The sequence below is a fragment of the Sphingobium xenophagum genome, from assembly GCF_002288285.1.
In the GTDB taxonomy this organism is placed as follows: Bacteria; Pseudomonadota; Alphaproteobacteria; order Sphingomonadales; family Sphingomonadaceae; genus Sphingobium; species Sphingobium xenophagum.
Window position 1 is genome coordinate 2,600,431 of sequence record NZ_CP022745.1, and the last position, 16,606, is coordinate 2,617,036.

17 protein-coding genes are annotated in these 16,606 nt (G+C 64.0%); 5 read left to right on the top strand and 12 right to left on the bottom strand.

Annotation, left to right across the window (positions count from 1 at the left end; all coding sequences use genetic code 11):
* Nucleotides 1-3: 3 nt before the first annotated feature.
* The 9 genes from CJD35_RS12665 to CJD35_RS12705 all read right to left on the bottom strand — a co-directional run bounded on the left by CJD35_RS12665 (nucleotide 4) and on the right by CJD35_RS12705 (nucleotide 8,505).
* Complete coding sequence (locus CJD35_RS12665) at nucleotides 4-1,620, bottom strand: pilus assembly protein TadG-related protein (protein WP_095687099.1); 1,617 nt, start codon at nucleotides 1,618-1,620, stop codon at nucleotides 4-6.
* Complete coding sequence (locus tag CJD35_RS12670) at nucleotides 1,617-2,054, bottom strand: TadE/TadG family type IV pilus assembly protein (protein ID WP_017182914.1); 438 nt, start codon at nucleotides 2,052-2,054, stop codon at nucleotides 1,617-1,619. Before CJD35_RS12670 ends, CJD35_RS12665 begins: the two co-directional genes overlap by 4 nt.
* 167 nt (nucleotides 2,055-2,221) lie before the next feature.
* A complete protein-coding gene (locus tag CJD35_RS12675; RefSeq protein WP_017182913.1) occupies nucleotides 2,222-3,121 on the bottom strand; it encodes a PAS domain-containing protein in 900 nt (299 codons plus the stop codon).
* Between the two features lie 96 nt (nucleotides 3,122-3,217).
* Nucleotides 3,218-3,439 (bottom strand): hypothetical protein, encoded by a 222-nt coding sequence (locus tag CJD35_RS12680; RefSeq protein ID WP_017182912.1) that lies wholly within the window; start codon nucleotides 3,437-3,439, stop codon nucleotides 3,218-3,220.
* A 30-nt stretch (nucleotides 3,440-3,469) separates the two neighbouring features.
* Complete coding sequence (locus tag CJD35_RS12685; protein WP_017182911.1) at nucleotides 3,470-4,729, bottom strand: N-succinylarginine dihydrolase; 1,260 nt, start codon at nucleotides 4,727-4,729, stop codon at nucleotides 3,470-3,472.
* Nucleotides 4,726-5,745, bottom strand: coding sequence for an arginine N-succinyltransferase (locus CJD35_RS12690; RefSeq protein WP_017182910.1), 1,020 nt, complete (start codon nucleotides 5,743-5,745; stop codon nucleotides 4,726-4,728). The genes CJD35_RS12685 and CJD35_RS12690 overlap by 4 nt, the downstream gene beginning before the upstream one ends.
* Nucleotides 5,742-6,968 carry a hydrolase gene (locus tag CJD35_RS12695; RefSeq protein WP_026002347.1) on the bottom strand — a complete coding sequence of 409 codons (1,227 nt, stop codon included), beginning with the start codon at nucleotides 6,966-6,968 and terminating at the stop codon, nucleotides 5,742-5,744. The genes CJD35_RS12690 and CJD35_RS12695 overlap by 4 nt, the downstream gene beginning before the upstream one ends.
* Before the next feature lie 97 nt (nucleotides 6,969-7,065).
* Nucleotides 7,066-7,965: a DUF481 domain-containing protein gene (locus tag CJD35_RS12700; protein WP_095687100.1), complete on the bottom strand. Its 900-nt coding sequence runs from the start codon at nucleotides 7,963-7,965 to the stop codon at nucleotides 7,066-7,068.
* 54 nt (nucleotides 7,966-8,019) lie between these two features.
* Nucleotides 8,020-8,505, bottom strand: coding sequence for an RNA pyrophosphohydrolase (locus tag CJD35_RS12705; RefSeq protein WP_017182907.1), 486 nt, complete (start codon nucleotides 8,503-8,505; stop codon nucleotides 8,020-8,022).
* 216 nt (nucleotides 8,506-8,721) lie between these two features.
* On the opposite strand from CJD35_RS12705, the gene CJD35_RS12710 reads away from it, so the two are divergent.
* Nucleotides 8,722-10,098, top strand: coding sequence for a cryptochrome/photolyase family protein (locus CJD35_RS12710; protein WP_026002346.1), 1,377 nt, complete (start codon nucleotides 8,722-8,724; stop codon nucleotides 10,096-10,098).
* Nucleotides 10,099-10,134: 36 nt separating this feature from the next.
* Nucleotides 10,135-11,400, top strand: coding sequence for an SAM-dependent methyltransferase (locus CJD35_RS12715; protein WP_017182905.1), 1,266 nt, complete (start codon nucleotides 10,135-10,137; stop codon nucleotides 11,398-11,400).
* Nucleotides 11,401-11,404: 4 nt separating this feature from the next.
* Here CJD35_RS12715 and CJD35_RS12720 read toward each other — a convergent pair whose 3' ends face one another.
* From CJD35_RS12720 to chrA, 3 genes are all read right to left on the bottom strand, one after another.
* The gene (locus tag CJD35_RS12720) at nucleotides 11,405-12,118 is read right to left on the bottom strand and encodes an SDR family NAD(P)-dependent oxidoreductase (protein ID WP_017182904.1); all 714 of its coding nucleotides are present in this window, start codon (nucleotides 12,116-12,118) and stop codon (nucleotides 11,405-11,407) included.
* A 76-nt stretch (nucleotides 12,119-12,194) separates the two neighbouring features.
* Nucleotides 12,195-13,673, bottom strand: a complete 1,479-nt coding sequence (gene purF / locus CJD35_RS12725; protein WP_019052066.1) for an amidophosphoribosyltransferase — start codon at nucleotides 13,671-13,673, stop codon at nucleotides 12,195-12,197.
* A gap of 148 nt (nucleotides 13,674-13,821) precedes the next feature.
* Complete coding sequence (gene chrA, locus CJD35_RS12730) at nucleotides 13,822-15,018, bottom strand: chromate efflux transporter (RefSeq protein WP_086485639.1); 1,197 nt, start codon at nucleotides 15,016-15,018, stop codon at nucleotides 13,822-13,824.
* 233 nt (nucleotides 15,019-15,251) lie between these two features.
* Between chrA and ccmC the strand changes: the two genes are divergently transcribed.
* From ccmC to ccmE, 3 genes are read left to right on the top strand one after another with little or no spacing between them, the layout of a single operon-like run.
* Nucleotides 15,252-15,980, top strand: coding sequence for a heme ABC transporter permease CcmC (gene ccmC / locus CJD35_RS12735; RefSeq protein ID WP_017184484.1), 729 nt, complete (start codon nucleotides 15,252-15,254; stop codon nucleotides 15,978-15,980).
* Nucleotides 15,981-15,984: 4 nt separating this feature from the next.
* Nucleotides 15,985-16,116 carry a hypothetical protein gene (locus tag CJD35_RS23410; RefSeq protein WP_017184483.1) on the top strand — a complete coding sequence of 44 codons (132 nt, stop codon included), beginning with the start codon at nucleotides 15,985-15,987 and terminating at the stop codon, nucleotides 16,114-16,116.
* Nucleotides 16,113-16,559 carry a cytochrome c maturation protein CcmE gene (ccmE, locus tag CJD35_RS12740; protein ID WP_017184482.1) on the top strand — a complete coding sequence of 149 codons (447 nt, stop codon included), beginning with the start codon at nucleotides 16,113-16,115 and terminating at the stop codon, nucleotides 16,557-16,559. Before CJD35_RS23410 ends, ccmE begins: the two co-directional genes overlap by 4 nt.
* The last annotated feature ends 47 nt before the right edge of the window (nucleotides 16,560-16,606 follow it).

Sequence of the window (16,606 nt, forward strand, 5' to 3'; positions counted from 1 at the left end):
TCGTCAGGCGACGATGGCCGCCATCCCGCACCGCATCTCATGCACGCGCACGTCGGCATAGCCCAGCTGCACGCCAAGCGTCGCCGTCACGCTCGCCAATATGCCGTCCAATAAGGGGGCGGTCGTGGCCAAAAGCGTGCCGATGGCCGGGGCGAGTGGGCTGAGGTTCACGTTGATGCCCAGCACCGACACCTGCACCTGCGTCCGGCTGACCAGACTGGCGGCCAATCCTTGCGTCAGGTCGTTGGTGCTGACGCGCTTGGCTGTCTGCGCGCTGATCTCGGCGGGGGAAAAATGCACATTCTGCGGCTGCACGCCCCCCAGCGCGACATTCGCATAGCCCGTCACTTTCGTGCCAAGCAGTTGCGCCAATAGGGCCGGACGCGGATTGGCGGGCAGGTTGAAATTGGTCAGGGCCTGCGTGTCGACATCCGCCAGTGCCGCCGTACCGATCGATGGTTTCACCGCCAGGGTCACGCCCTGGGTCATCGATCCGGACGTGCAATCGATCGCCGACAGCCGGGCTTCCGCCGCTGCCAGTTCCACATAGAGCGGGATACGCACCGACGCGATGCCGGACAGCGCCGTGGCCACGCTACTTTCCAGATAGAGCCGGGTCTGGGCCGTGCGCAGCACGACGGACTTGTCCGCCGTCACGCTCAGCAGGGGGGATCGCACTTGCCCTTCGCCAATCACCAGCATCAGCCGCGTCGATGTCAGCCCCGGCACCGTCACACGCAGGTCCATCGGCACGGATGTTCCCGATGGCGGGCTCAGGATCATGCGCAACATCGAAAAGGCGTCGAGCAGCAGATGGGGTTGCCCGGTTGCGCTCGCTGCGCCCCGCATCGGGCCAAGATCGATGACATCGCTCAGCCGGATCGATCGTCCCGCAATCTTGCCCGCCATGCCCAGCAGCACCGCAGCGCTTTGATTGCCGCCCGCACTGTCGGCCATCGCCCCGATCACGTCGGACAGCGGGATTTCGCGATCGAACAATTCGCCATAGGCCTCATCATCGCGCCCCGTCCTGACCCGCAGCGCATCGGCAACGCCCAGCAGGTCCAGATTCAGGCTGGCGAGACCCTGGCAGTCCATCACCGTCAGGTTCAACTCCGTCCCCGCCAGGCTGGACAACAGCATGTTGGGCAACCCGCCACTGACCGCCGCCAGCCCTGTCCCGATTGAAAAGGCCGCCGCATCCTGTCGCGTGGCGATCGCCCGCGCCCGCAGGTCGATGCCATCGCGACCGACCAGCAGCCGGGCGAAAAACAGGGGCGTGCGCCGTTGCAGTTCGACCCGCATCGCCCCGCCTTCGCCGGCCACGAACCGATCCGCCACCGGCACGGCGCGATCGGCCCGATAATTGCCACCGTCAACGCCTACCAGCGCAACGCCACTGACCCCGCTTTGCCCTATCAACTCTTCTGCCGCGCTGCGCCCGCCGCCGACGGCCGCCAGCGCCGCTGCATCGGCAATGCCCTGCAACTGCCGCTTGGCCAGATATACCGACCCCAGATCCACCGCGACCGTCGCCGCGCCCGCCAGCATGAACAGCGATCCCGCCATGATCAGGCTGATGCCGCCACGCGCCTCTTGGATCAGGCCGCGTCGGGTCATGGCATGGCGATCCGTATGACTGCACTGCGCTGAAGCGTCGTGTTGGACAGGGGAATGGGTGTGGCCGCGAAGATCGGCGCATTGTTGAGATCATAGCTCAGCGTCACCCGATAATAGCCGCCACTCTCCTGCGTGCCGATACTGATGGTCTGCGCGGCGGGCGCGGGGAAGGCGGTGCGGCTGGCGGCGATGCTCTGCTCCACCAGGGCGCGTCGTTCGGCAGCGTCCAGACCGGCGACCGCCGCGCGTGCCGCATCATTGGCGGCCTGTTGCAGGCTGTGGGCCGTCATAAACCAGCTGCCATAGACCAATATGCCAAACAGCAGGCTGATGAGCAGGGGCAGGGCAAAGGCCGCCTCGACCAGCGCGCTGCCCGCTTGATTGCGGGACAGGGCGGCGATCGACCGAAAGCGGAGGGTTGGGCTTTTACGCATAAGGACAGCCTAGCCGGGCGCACTCAACAGCCGGTTTGGTCGGCTGTCGGTGGATAGTGCGCAATTCGCGCAATTCTCCGTCCCACCGATCCGGGCCTTCAATCAATCCTGATCCACTCCCTCCGAAACGGACCATGAATTTGCGCAAAAGCTGCACCCGTCGCCGCTTACCCGGCCTTATCCGTTGCCATTCGCTGCCCTGTCATCACGATCACGGCGCCCTCGATCCCGTAAGTGCCATGCAGCTGCGCGATCGCCGCCTCTACGGGCATGATTTCCCCGCCATTGGTCAGCAGCCGTGTCGTCACCCGCCTGTCACCCTCGCCGCGCAGCACCCGCTCCAACTGCTCGCGAAACTGGGGGCGGGCGGAAACTTCGATAATGTCGGGCAGGCACACGCTCGACAGCCTTTCTTCAGGCAGGCCCATCATCGCGCAGAATGTGTCGTCGGCAATCTCTATGAAGGCGCGCGTCGACACCCGGACATAGCCGACCCCGCCATGCACGCTCATCGCCTTCAGAATCGCCGATTTGACGTCGGCCAGACGGTGACGGCGCATGTCCGCGGTAATGTCGCGCAGCAGCAGGGCGATGCCGTCGCCAAAGGAGAATGTCTCGAAATGCAACCATGCATCGCTGCGAAAGGGGGAGGGGATGTCCGCCGCGCTGGCCTCCCCGGACGCCAGGCTATGACGTATATGGGCTTCCGTCAGCGCACCGGCAAATTCGGGCAGCGCTTCCCATAGCGATCGTCCTTCCAGGTGCCGGTCCCACCGCTTGGTCATCGCCAGCGCCACGCTGTTCACATAGTCGATCGTCAGGTCGCTGCGGCACAGGATCAACCCCTGATGGATGTGGTTCGCCAGTTCGCGCATCCGGTCGGGGGCAGGGGCGGGACCATCGCCGACGCCCAGATTGCGGAAACTCTCCACCCCCATGAAGATATGGGTCTCGCGGCCATGATGGGTGATCATCACGGGTTCACGCGCGCCGACCTCCCGCCAATGGGCGAAATTGCGCACCAGTTCGGCGGCGGCGACGCTCCGCCCGCGACGATCATCCAGCATGGCTTCTTGGCTCCCGGTTCCTGTCAGGAAACCAGGATACAGCGCCGGATCAAAAGGTGAATCGACAGACCACTCCGTTTCGGAGGGGAGGGTGGCTCAGCTGCCGTAAGCGCGCTGATAGTCCAGCGCGTCGATCATCTTGCCGCCCGCCATGAACACAGCGCCAGTGCAGGCCAGCGCCAGCAACTGACCGCCCAGGCCGGGATATTGCTGCATATAGACCAAACCGCGTTCAGACGCGCCCAGAGCCAGCGCATAGATGATCAGGAACGCCTCGAACTTGGTCTTTATCGTGAAAAGGCGTTTGATGCGTCCCATTATGATCCCACCTGGCGTTGCGGCCCGCCGCTAGGGGATTAGATCGCCTGAAAGCTGCAAATGGTCAACAAGGGTTAACCATGATTGTTCGATCCGGGCGATCAGCCGTGTGTCCGCCAGGTCATCCGGCGCAATCTGTTCGGGCCAATAATCACTGACGATCCGCGCAATCGCGTCCAGCTTGCCCTCGTCCATCATGAAGCGCGGGTCGATCGTCGCCGGGTCCGCCACCACGCGCAACCGCAGGCAGGCCGGGCCGCCGCCATTGGCCATGGACTGGCGCACATCCACCGGCACCAGTCGACGGATCGGCCCGTTGCCCGCCACCATCTGCTCCAGCCATTGCCACACGGCAGGGGTTTCCTGCGCCTCGGTCGGCAATATCAGCGCCATCCCGCCATCGGGCAGCGTTACCAGTTGCGCGTTGAACAGATAGGATTTGATCGCGTCGGCCAGGCTGACCGCACTGGCCGGGACTTCGACAATCTCGACACCGGGCATGACCGCGCGCAAGTCGGCGTAGAAACCCGCCTTGTCGGCAAAGGCGAGTTCATGCGCGAACAGTACCCGTTCATTGGCGACGGCCACGACATCATTGTGAAACGCCCCCGCCGCGATCGCCTCTTCGGACTGCTCGACAAACAGGGTCCGGGCTGCGTCCAGCCCATGTAGCCGCGCCACGGCCTTGCTCGCTTCGAGATGCTGGCGCGCAGGGAAGGGGCCGCCCGACCGGCCATAAACGAATATCTCCACGCCTGCCGCGCCATGATGGTCACACAGCCGCATATGATTGGCCGCGCCCTCATCACCGAAAGGCGCAGGTACCGGGGCATGAACCGCAAAGGCGCGGGGATCGGAAAAGGCGACCCGCAACTGCGCCAGCGTCTGCGGCCATTCATGGCTGCGATGCGGCATGGTGACGAGGTTCGCGACGGTCAGGTGCGTTCGCCCATCGGCGGTATCGCTGGCGGGGGAAACCGTTGCTGCATTCGCCGCCCACATGGATGATGCCGACATCGCAGCCGCGCGGATATGTGGCTCGGCCGCGCCAATATCCGTCCCCAGTTGCGCCAGCCATGTCCCGTCGGGCCGCCATTGCGGCAGGAATATCCCCTGCGCCAGTCCCAGCCTGACATTGCCGCGCATCTTCTCGATACCCTGCAATGCGGCCGCGCGCGGATAGGCGATCGCCCCGGCATTGCGGGACGAAGCCAGATTGCCCAGGCTCAGTCCCGCATAATTGTGGCTCGGCCCGATCAGCCCGTCGAAGTTGATCTCGGTAACGCTCATGCCCGTCCCGCCATGGTAAAGCTCTGCCCCGGTTCCAGATGCAGTCGCGCCGCGCTTGCCGCGTCCAGCGACACCACGCCATCCTCATCCTCGATCACTAAGCCATAGGTGCAGCGATAATCGGCCAGCGTTCCTGTCGACACCAGCATCTTGACGCCGCCCTTGTCGTGGCAGCATGACAATATGACGTCACGCGCTGCCGCGATCGTTTTCAACTGGTCGATCTGCCCCACCATCGTCGGCCCGCCGTCGAAAATATCGACATAGCCCGCATTGATGAACCCTTCCGTCTCCAGCATCCGCATCGCCGCCCGGCCATTGGGGTGGGGCAGGCCGATGACGGCGCGCGCGCTGTCGGTCAGCATCGCGGTATAGATGGGCGTTTTGGGCATCAGGTCGGCGATGAACTGGTTACCATTGACCGCGTTGAACTCGTCCGCCTCCTGAAAACTCATGCCAAAAAATCGCCCGGCAAGCCCATCCCAGAAAGGCGATCCGCCAGCCTCGTCAATCACACCGCGCAGTTCCGCGATGATACGGTCGCCAAAGCGTGGCCGATGCCCGCGAATGTAAAGATAGCGGCTGCGCGCCAGCAGCAGGCCCAGCCCCTCCGCCCGTTCGCGCGGATGCAGGAACAGCCCGCCTACTTCGGTCGACCCTTCCAGATCGGTCGTCAGCGACAGCATCTGCGCCCGGAACGTCCGCGCCAGTTCCCGGCTATGCTGGGTCAACATGCCCAGCCGATAGGAGTAGAAGGGCCAGCTTTGCCCGACGGTCGAAAATATCTGGCATGTGCCGCGCACCTGCCCCGTCTCCGTATTCTCCAGCACCAGCACGATCAGTTCGTCCTTGATGCCTTCCCCGGTGCGGGCCAACGCAGTCGCGGTCCGCTCCAGCTTTGCCGACAGCGCCTTGCGATCAGGCGGCAGGTTGGTGAAGCCGCCACCCGTCAGCTTGGCCATCTCGTACAAGGTCTGCAAATCGTCCGCGCGCGCGGTACGCATGATGAAGCTCAAGCGATCATTCCCTCTCTTTTATATTGTCCTTGCGCGATCCGCAGCAGCGCCAGCGCAGACAGTTGCGCCCGTTCGGCCAGACTGTCGGTCAGCAGAAATTCCGCGTCGCTATGGATGCTGCCGCCGCGCGCGCCCATTGTGTCGACCACCGGCACGCCGCACGCCGCGATATTATTGCCGTCGCATACCCCGCCCGTGTCGCGCCAGCCGATCGGCAGGCCCAGTTCCGCGCCGCACCGCTGCACCAGTTCGAACAGCGCCAGCGCCTTGGCGTCCATCGGCTTGGGCGGTCGGCCAAAGCCGCCATGGCAATGCAGGCTGACGTCATGCTCGCGCGCCACATCGGCGATCGCCCGGTCCAGCAACGCCTGCGCCGCACTCTCGTCTGCGGGCGTCATCGGCCGGAAATTCACGCGCAACACCGCATGATCAGGAACGACATTGTTCGGCCCGCCGCCGTCGATCCTGGCCGGATTGCAGGAAAAGCCCTTGCCGCTCGCCGCCTTCAGCCTCAGCGCCAGATCCGCCGCTGCCAGCAGCGCGTTGCGCCCATCATCGGGATTGCGCCCGGCATGGGCGCTGCGCCCGGTGACGATGATCGAAAAATTGCCGCTCCCGGCCCGCGCGCCCGCCAGCGTGCCATCGGGCAGCGCAGGCTCATAGGTGAAGGCGGCCAGCTTTCCCGCCGCCGCCTGCTTCAGCAGCGCGGCAGAAGAAGGACTGCCCACTTCCTCGTCGCTGTTGATGACGACATCATAGCCCAGCCTTGCGGCCTCTTCCGTTTCCTCGAACGCGTGCAGCGCCGCCAGCATCACCGCCAGCCCGCCTTTCATGTCCGCCACCCCCGGTCCGTTCAGCACGCCCGGCTCCAGCCAGCGCAGCGTCTGGAAAGGATGATCGATCCCGAACACCGTATCCATATGCCCCGTCAGCAGCAGGCGCACTCGCGCATCCGGGCGAACCGACAGGTGGAGGTGGCGACCCGATGCGATGCTATCGATCCGCCCGTCGGCGGTGACCGTCTCGACTGGCGTGGCGTCCACCAGTCTTATGTCACCGGGTAGCACGGCAAAGGCGTCGGCCAGCAATCCGGCCATCACCCCCAGTCCATCCAGATTACGCGACCCGCTGTTGACAGCGGCCCAGGCCTGCACCTGCGCCAGCATCGGCGCATCTGCCGCATGGTCCAGCAATGTTCGATCGAGCGATGATAAAAGCGTCATCCCGCCGGGTCTATCAGACCCCGCGCTGTGTCTCCACCCCTCTGACAGCGTAGTCATGCGTCAGCCTGGAATGTGACAATCCGATCTGGCCGATGGCCTAAAAATCGTAACTCAAAGTCACCCGGCTGAGCGTGTTGAAATTGCGCGACGACAATAATGTCTCGGACTCATACTGCACGTTATAGGACAGCGCGGCCGACCAGCGCGTCGTCACCTTCGTCTCCATCGACGTCAGCGCGTTGAGCGAATAGACGTCGCTCTCCGCATAACCGGCGGCGGTCTGCTTGAATGTCAGGGTGGGACTGGCCCGCCAGGCCAGCGCCATCGATCCACGGGCGCCCAGCTTGGTTTCCCGCACCCCGATCAGATATTTGGCGTGTCGCACCGAAGGGCCGATATCGACCAGCAGGTCGACAGGCTTGCTCACGATCAATTTATAACCCACCCCCGCCGACGCGGTGTAACGCTCGTCATAGCCGATGGACGTGTCCCGCTCGAACTGGGCAAACCCATAGGCAAAGCCGCGCGGATCGAACTGATATTTGGGTTCATAGCTGGCAAAATAGCGTTCGCGCGACGTGACGCCATTGGCGCGGCGATAATCGGCGGACGCGCTCAGCTTGTGCGACCATTGAAGGCCATTGCGGGTTGCCGTCGCGGATGCGCTGATCCCGATTTCGCTGGTAGAGCCGGTCGATCGGAACCCGCCCGCTTCGACCCGTCCGGTCCACAATTCGGCGAAGCTCGCTTCGCGAATCACCGTGTCATGGGTGGCCTTGGTTCGCTCTTTCCAGCTGTTGACGAGTTGCTGGATCTCGTCCGCTGAACCTGGGTTGGTCTGACGGGCGATCTTCGCGACGGTCGCGATGTCCGTTTCATTCCCATTGGCAATCGCCGCCTCCAGCATTTCGCGCACTGTTGGCGGCAACAGGGTCGTATCGGCGGCATGGACCGGAACGGCGAAGAGCAAGGCGACGGGGATCAAACAGCAGCGCATGTGCGTGTCATAGCTGCATGACCGCAAAGGTTAACCCCCAAAGCGACAGGTCGCTCAGATAAGCGCCCTGAACTCCGCCAGAATGTCGCGGTACAGCTTGCGCTTGAACGGCACGATCAGCTCCGGCAGCGTCTCCGGATCGGTCCAGCGCCATTCACGAAATTCGGGATGCTCGGTCTGGATATCGATATGCTCGTCCTGCCCCAGGAAGCGAGCCAGGAACCAGATCTGTCGCTGGCCGCGATATTTGCCGCCCCACAGCTTGCCGACCAGTTCCGGCGGCAGATCGTAGAAATGCTCGTCCTTGGTCGTCGCGATGATCTTGACATGATCGGCGATGATGCCGGTTTCCTCATGCAATTCGCGAAGCGCCGCTTCCCTTGCCTCTTCGCCTTGGTCGATGCCGCCCTGCGGCATCTGCCAGGCTTCGACCATATTATCGAGCCGTTGGCCGACGAAAACCTTGCCATGCATGTTGACGAGCATGATGCCGACGCAAGGTCGGTATCCGCGTTCCTGTTCTTCGGGCGTCGAAGCCATTTTGTCCCCTGATTACGCTATTTCGACCGCGACATACCCCCCGGAGCCGCCGACTTTTTCCTGTTTCTCCCGCCAAGGATAGGCGGCATGGCTGCATCCGTCCATTGATCGAATCGCAACGCGATGGATTTGGTCGCCACAAATATGGCGGCCTGCCTTGGCAAGATGCTTTATAGGTCGCTTGGAACCGGCATGATCCGGCTGCATTGCAGGATGATGACCAAACCCGTCCTGCTCTGGCTCCGCCAGGATCTTCGCCTGTCGGATCAGGCTGCGCTGGTCGCCGCTGTCCAGGCAGGGCCGGTGATCCCTCTCTATATCCTAGACGATGACACGCCGCGCCATTGGGCAATGGGCGGCGCGGCGCGCTGGTGGCTGCACCACAGCCTGTCGCGGCTGGACGAAAGCCTCCGCGCGAAAGGATCACGCCTCATTCTGCGGCAGGGCAAATCGGCGGACATCATACCGCAGGTCGCAAAGCAGGCGGGCGCCGACAGCGTATATGCGCTCCACCACTATGAACCCTGGTGGCGCAACGCGGAAAAGGCGGTCGGCAGGCAAGTGGACCTGCACCTTCATGATGGCGGCCTGCTCCTGCCGCCCGGTGCGGTACGGACAGGGGGAGGGGGCATCTATCGCATCTATACGCCTTTCGCCCGCGCGGTGATGACCCACATGCCCCCGCCTGCGCCTTGCCCCGCCCCGGACGATATTCCCGCGCCATCATCCTGGCCGACGAGCGATTCGCTGGACGACTGGGCGCTGCTGCCGACCAGCCCAGACTGGGCGACCGGCTTTTCAAAGGACTGGACGCCGGGAGAGGCCGGCGCGCAGGCCAATCTGGAAAGCTTCGCCGATGAAGCGCCTGACTATGCCACCGGCCGCAATCTGCCCTCGATCGAGGGGACGTCCCGCCTTTCGCCCCACCTTCATTTCGGGGAAATCTCCCCGGCCACGGTCTGGCATCGCCTGACAGGTTCGGATGAAGGAACAACAACCTTCCTCAAGGAACTGATCTGGCGCGATTATGCACATAACCAGATCGTTGAGCGGCCCGACTATGGCTCCGCCAACGCCCGCGCGGATTTCGACGCGCTGCCCTGGCGCGACCTGAGACAGGCGAAACGTGATTTCACTGCTTGGCAGCGCGGCTGTACAGGCTATCCGATTGTCGACGCCGGGATGCGCCAGCTTTGGGCGACGGGCTGGATGCATAACCGCGTCCGCATGATTGCGGCGAGCTTCCTGATCAAGCATCTGCTGATCGACTGGCGTCACGGTGCGCGCTGGTTCTTGGATACGCTGGTCGATGCCAGCTACGCCAACAACAGTGTCAACTGGCAATGGGTGGCGGGCAGCGGGGTGGATGCCAATATGTTCGTCCGCATCATGGCCCCGCTGGTCCAATCGGAAAAGTTCGACGCGGCTGCCTATATTCGCCAATGGGTGCCGGAACTTGCCGACCTGTCAGACACCCATATTCATGACCCCGACGCCCATGGCGTCCGTCCCCCGGCCTATCCGGCAAAGATTGTCGGCCATCGCGAAGGCCGCGAACGCGCGCTGGCCGCCTATCGCGACGTTAAGGGATGATTGCAGCCCGGCCCGGCTTGATGCAAGATTGACGTCATGAATGCGATCGATCCCCGGCGCGGCAAGCGCCCCCTGTCCGTACGGCGTCCGCCGCGATCGGGGGCCGTCAGTGCGTTCGCCCGCATGATCGGCCCGCAATTTCACCGCCTGCTCGATCGTATCGACCAGGGGCTGGAGCAGGGGGCGATCGACGCCACCCTGCCGGATGGCACGCGCAGGCTGTTGGGCGGACGCGCGCCGGGGCCGGAATGCACGGTGCACCTGTTGCACTGGCGCGCGCTGTTGCGACTGGCGACGGGTGGTTCGTCCGGTTGGTATCGCGCCTGGGCGGCGGGCGAATGGACCAGTCCCGACCCGGTGCCGCTCTTCGCGCTGTTCATGGCGAATGCGGTGGCGCTGGGCAAGGCTGCCCGGCCACGCGGCCCCGCCCGCTGGGCCGGGCGCTTGGCGCATTGGGCACGTCGCAACAGTCGTCGCGGATCGCGCCACAATATCGCCTTCCACTACGACCTGGGCAATGATTTCTACCGCCTCTGGCTCGACCAGAATATGCATTATTCCAGTGCCTTGTTCGCTGGTCCTGACAGCCGGATCGAAACCCTGGAACAGGCGCAGCGTCGCAAGGTCGACGCGATCCTCGATCGGTTGGACCTCGCCGATGGCGCGTCGCTGCTGGAAATTGGCTGCGGCTGGGGCGGGTTGGCGGAGCAGGCGATGGAACGCCATGCGGTCCGCTACACCGGCCTAACCTTGTCGACGGAACAGGCCGATTATGCCCGCGATCGCCTGGGGTCGGGTGCGGAGATTTGCCTGACCGACTATCGCGACGCGCAGGGGCAATATGACGCCATCGCCAGCGTCGAAATGGTGGAGGCGGTCGGCCAGCGCTATTGGCCCGACTATCTCGCCGCCATCCATCGCCTGCTCAAAGCGGGCGGTCGCGCGGCGATCCAGTATATCCTGATCGATGACGCGATCTTCGATGGCTATGCGCGAAGCGCCGACTTCATCCAGACCTATATTTTCCCCGGCGGCATGCTGCTCTCCGAAAGCCGCTTCCGCGCTCTGGCGGAGCAGCAGGGCTTTGTCTGGCAGGATGTGGAGCGCTTCGGCCTCGACTATGCCGAAACGCTGCGCCGGTGGCGCGAACGGTTCGACCGCGTCATCGACGAAGGCCGGCTGCCCGCCAGTTTCGACCAGCATTTCGTGGCCTTGTGGCGCTATTATCTGATGTATTGCGAAGGCGGTTTTCGTGGCCGGGGCATAGACGTGGCCCAGGTCACGCTGGTCAAGCCCGCCTGACGCCTCAGCGCTCGATCCGCACCCGATGCCCGGTCGGCGTGTCCGCCACCACCAGATCGACAATAGCGTCAGCCGCCACTTCCGGTTCCTTGACCGTCGCAGGATCTTCACCGGGAAATGCCCGCGCGCGCATCGCCGTGCGGGTCGCAGCCGGATCGACGATATGCGTGCGGATGGCGGAGATATTCTTCATCTCCTCGCCATAAGCTCCTACCAGCGTCTCCAGCGCGGCCTTGGACGCGCCATAGGCGCCCCAATAGGCACGGGGCGTTGCGACCGATGATGTCAGCGCCACCACTCGCGCATCCTTGCTCGCCCGCAACATCCGGTCGAACGCCGCGATCAATGCTTGCGGCGCGGCGATATTGAGCGTCAGCAGTCGCGCAAATTCCTTGGCGTCGATCGCGGGCACTGCGGCCAGCGATCCCAGCGTCGCCGCGTTCAGCACCAATATGTCCAGCGCGTCCCAACGCCCGGCAATCGCCTGGGCCAGCCGCCCGATGCTTTCCCCGTCGATCAGGTCCAGCGGCGCGATCGTCGCGTGGCCGCCCGCCTTGTGGATCGCATCCTCCACCTCTTCCAGACCCCCGGTGGTCCGCGCGGTCAGCACGACATGCGCGCCCGCCACCGCCAGCGCCTTGGCCGTCGCTGCTCCGATGCCGCGACTGGCCCCGGTTACAAGCGCCAGCTTGCCAGAAAGAGGAAGCGTATCAGTCATATGTCCCCATATTCCAGCGAACGCCGGAATTCCTTTTACATGCGGCAATAGATTACAGGTTCGCCCGACCGAGCGTTCAGGCGACCCGCTCGGCCAGCAATTCCAGCTGGTTGGTGACCACCACATCGTCCTGATCGGTCAGGGTCGTGGGATAGTCGCCGGTGAAGCAGGCATCGCAATATTGCGGCCGCCCGTCCGCGCGTTTGGCTTCGCCCAGCGCCTTGTACAGGCCATCGATCGAGATGAAGGACAGGCTGTCGGCATGGATGAAATCCTGCATCCCGCCCACGTCCAGCTTGTGCGCCAGCAACTTGGTGCGTTCGGGCGTATCCACGCCGTAGAAGCAGCTATGTTTGGTCGGCGGAGAGGCGATCCGCATATGCACCTCGGCCGCGCCTGCCTCGCGCATCATCTGCACGATCTTGAGCGATGTCGTCCCGCGCACGATCGAATCGTCGATCAGCACGATCTTCTTGCCCTCGATCAGCGCCCGGTTGGCGTTGTGCTTCAGCTTCACGCCCAGATGGCGGACCTTGTCGCCCGGCTGGATGAAGGTGCGGCCGATATAGTGGGACCGGATGATGCCCAGTTCGAACGGTATGCCCGATTCCTGCGCATAGCCGATGGCGGCGGGAACGCCGCTGTCCGGCACGGGGATCACATAATCCGCCTCGACCGGGTTTTCGATCGCCAGCTGCGCGCCGATCGCCTTGCGGACCGAATAGACGCTGGAGCCATCGACGATCGAATCGGGTCGGCTGAAATAGACATGCTCAAAAATGCAGGGGCGCGGATGCACTTCGCCAAAGGGGCGGTGTGATCGTATCTCGCCCGAATTGGTGACGATCACCAGTTCGCCTGGATCGATCGAGCGGATATATTCAGCGCCCACCACATCGAACGCCACGGTTTCGGACGCGAACATGATGGTGTCGCCCAGCTTCCCCATGACCAGCGGTCGGATGCCCAGCGGATCGCGGCAGGCGATCATGCCTTCAGGCGTCATGACGATCAGCGAATAGGCGCCCTCGACCTGCTTCAGCGCATCGATGAACTTGTCGAGCAGGGTGCGATAGCTGGACGTCGCGACCAGATGGATGATGACTTCGGTGTCGGACGTCGACTGAAAGATCGAGCCGCGCCGAATCAGCTCGCGCCGCACCTTCATGGCGTTGGAGATATTGCCATTATGGGCAACCGCGAATCCGCCAGAATTCAGTTCCGCATAGAGCGGCTGGACGTTGCGCAGCGATGTTTCGCCAGTGGTTGAATAGCGCACATGGCCGCAGGCCGAACCGCCCGGCAGGCCGCGAATCACCTCGTCCCGGTCGAAATTGCCCGCGACATGGCCCATGGCCCTGTGGGTATGGAAATCATGCCCGTCCCAGCTGGTGATGCCTGCGGCTTCCTGCCCCCGATGCTGAAGCGCATGGAGGCCGAGCGCGACGATAGCAGAGGCCGTGTCAGCGCCAGAAACGCCGAAAATGCCGCATTCTTCGCGCAACTTGTCGTCGTCGAAAGGGTTGGTCGTGATCATGGGTGTGAGCGGGTCCATAGCCGTTCCTGCCCGACGCCAAGGGCCGGGCTTTGGCGCGCATATAGTCACTCTCGTCCGCTTTGTCGCCCTCCTGTAACAAAAAAGCGTGCCGGGCCGTTCCTTTACCCACCCCGGTGGGGCGAAACGGCCTGGCCGGGCGTTGCCATCAGAGCGAAATCAGCCAGCCAGCCGCCGCTCCGCCAGCCAATATGGCGGGCGTCACCCAGGCCCCTTTGACCCGCCAGGCGACCGCCAGGGCAAGTGCGAATAGCACCGCAACGATCAGCATATTGTCCACGCGCGCAGCCGTCGCCAGCGCCAGTTGGGCAAAGGTCGCCGCGATGATTCCCACCACCACCGCCGCCACGCCGGTCAGCAGCCGATGCAATGTCGGATGGGCGACCACCGCCTCCAACCGCTCGAAGAAGAGCATCGAGAAGGCAAAGGCTGGCAGGAACATGCCCGCCGTCACGGCGAGCGCGCCCAGCGGCCCGCCCGCGACATAGCCCACAAAGGTCGCGAAGATCACCAGCGGCGCAGGCAGCACCCCTGCCAGAGCTATCCCGTCCAGAAAGGCAGAATCGCTGATCCACCCGCGCCCGACCGTGTCGGCACGCACATAGGGGATCGCCGTATAGGCGCCGCCAAAGGTCAGCAGTCCGCCTTTCAGCCCGGCAATGAACAGCATCGCCAGCGTCGCTGGCGCGTGGGTGACGATCGGCCCGGCCGCACCCGTAGTTCCCACGAAATACTGCACGATCATCACGCCCACTATCGGCACCAGCAGCACCAGCACCGCCACAACGGACCGCTCCGCCGCCGCATAGGCCAGTCCCCCGGTCAGCAGGATGATCCAGAATGGCACCGCCATCAGCGTCGCGATCAGCGCCACCACGGCTATGCCCGCCAGCAAACGGTCCTCGATAATATGCTGGCCGATCCGCACCACCGCGCGCGCAATCACCGCCAGCACGACGATCTGCACGCCGAGCAGCACACCGGTCAGCCCGACATGCCCGGCGATCCAGCCGATATACAGCCAGCCCGCAATCATCATCAGCGCCAGACCCGGCAGCATGAATCCCAGCCCTGCCAGCAATCCGCCGATGCGTCCGCGCGCCATCATGCCCAAATGGACGCACAGTTCATGCGCTTCGGGTCCGGGCAACACCTGCAACACCGCCAGCAACCGGTTGAAGCGTGCAGGCGCGATCCAGCGCTCTTCCTCGACCAGCGCCTGGCGCACCATCGCAATCTGCGCAACCGGCCCGCCAAAGGCGAGCGCGCCAAAACGTAGGAATTTGAGGAACAAGGCGACCAGACTGATCGGCGGCGGTCGGGTGGTATCCATCGGGTCGGTCATATAAGCGCTCCTGACGCCGCAGGCACGGCGAAGGGAACGGACTTGGACGTACCCCGTCTGACCGGGCGTCCGTGTTGGCCCGATGCGCCAAGCTATCGGCGAAGGCAGCAAGCGATGTCAATATCGTCCCGGCACCGGCCACATCCAATCTCACCTCTCCTTCCATCGGCCCGTCCATCGGCAAAAAGCCCTACTGGCCATGCCGTCCCCGCACGGCTAAAGACGCAGCCCTGATGCATCGTTTCGCCAATCCTGCCCGCTTTCTAAAGATCGCCCGTCCGCTCACCGGCTGGCTGTTCTGGACCGGCCTTGCTCTGCTGCTGGCGGGCTGCGCCTGCGGCCTGTTTGTGACGCCAGCCGACTATCTTCAGGGGCAGACGGTGCGAATCCTCTACATCCATGTGCCCCCCGCCTGGCTGGGGATGGCCGGTTGGACCGGCATCGCTGTGGCGGCGCTGATGCAGCTGGTCTGGCGGCATCCACTTGCCGCCGTTGCCGGTCGCGCCATCGCCGCGCCGGGTGCTCTGTTCACTGCCATCTGTCTTGCCACCGGATCGATATGGGGGCGTCCGACCTGGGGAACATGGTGGGAATGGGATGGGCGCATGACATCGATGCTGGTCCTGCTATTCCTCTACCTCGGCTATATCGCGCTGGCCAACGCCAGCGCGCGCCAGGGGGCGGGGCAGGGCGGTGTCAGCAACGTGACCGCCATCTTCGGGCTGGTCGGCGCGATCAACATCCCGATCATCAACCGCTCCGTCGTCTGGTGGAACAGCCTGCACCAGGGACCGTCCATCACCCTGCGCGGCTCCAGCATCGACATGGCCTTGCTGTGGCCGCTGGGCCTGACGGTGCTGGGCTTTTCCCTCTGGTTCGGCGCAATCGTGCTGATGCGGATGCGCGCGATACTGGCACAGAATAAGGTCGAGGCGCGCATGCAGCGCCTTGCGAGAGGATAGCCCCATGCACCAATGGATCTTCGTCGCCGCTGCCTATGCGGTGACCCTGCTGGGAACAGCGGTGGTCAGCCTGATGAGCTGGCGCGCGATGCAGCGCGCAGAGGCGCAGGCCGAAACGCTGGCGGGCCGGTCATGAAGGCCAAGCATCAACGCCTCATCCTCGCGCTCGTTGCGCTGGTCGCGCTGGTCGGCGCGGGCCTGCTGGCGGCGTCCGCGCTTAAGGATGAAGCCGCCTATTTCTACGCGCCGGGCGATGTGAAGGCCAAGGGTGTCGAACCGGGCAAGGCGATTCGCCTGGGCGGCATGGTCGTGAAAGGCAGCCTGAAACGCGCGCCCGATGGCGTCACCATGTCCTTCGACGTCACGGACGGCAATGCCACCGTCCCTGCGACATTCAGCGGCATCGCGCCTGACCTGTTCAAGGAAGGCAGCGGCGTCGTCGCCGAAGGATCGTTCGACGACAAGGGCACTTTCATCGCCACCAACCTGCTCGCCAAGCATGACGAACGCTATATGCCCCGCGAACTGGAAGGCATGAGCTACAATGAAACCACCCATGAATTGCAGGTGGAAAAGTGAGAATGCGCCACACCGCGGATCATGACGGAACGCCCATGATCAGGGGG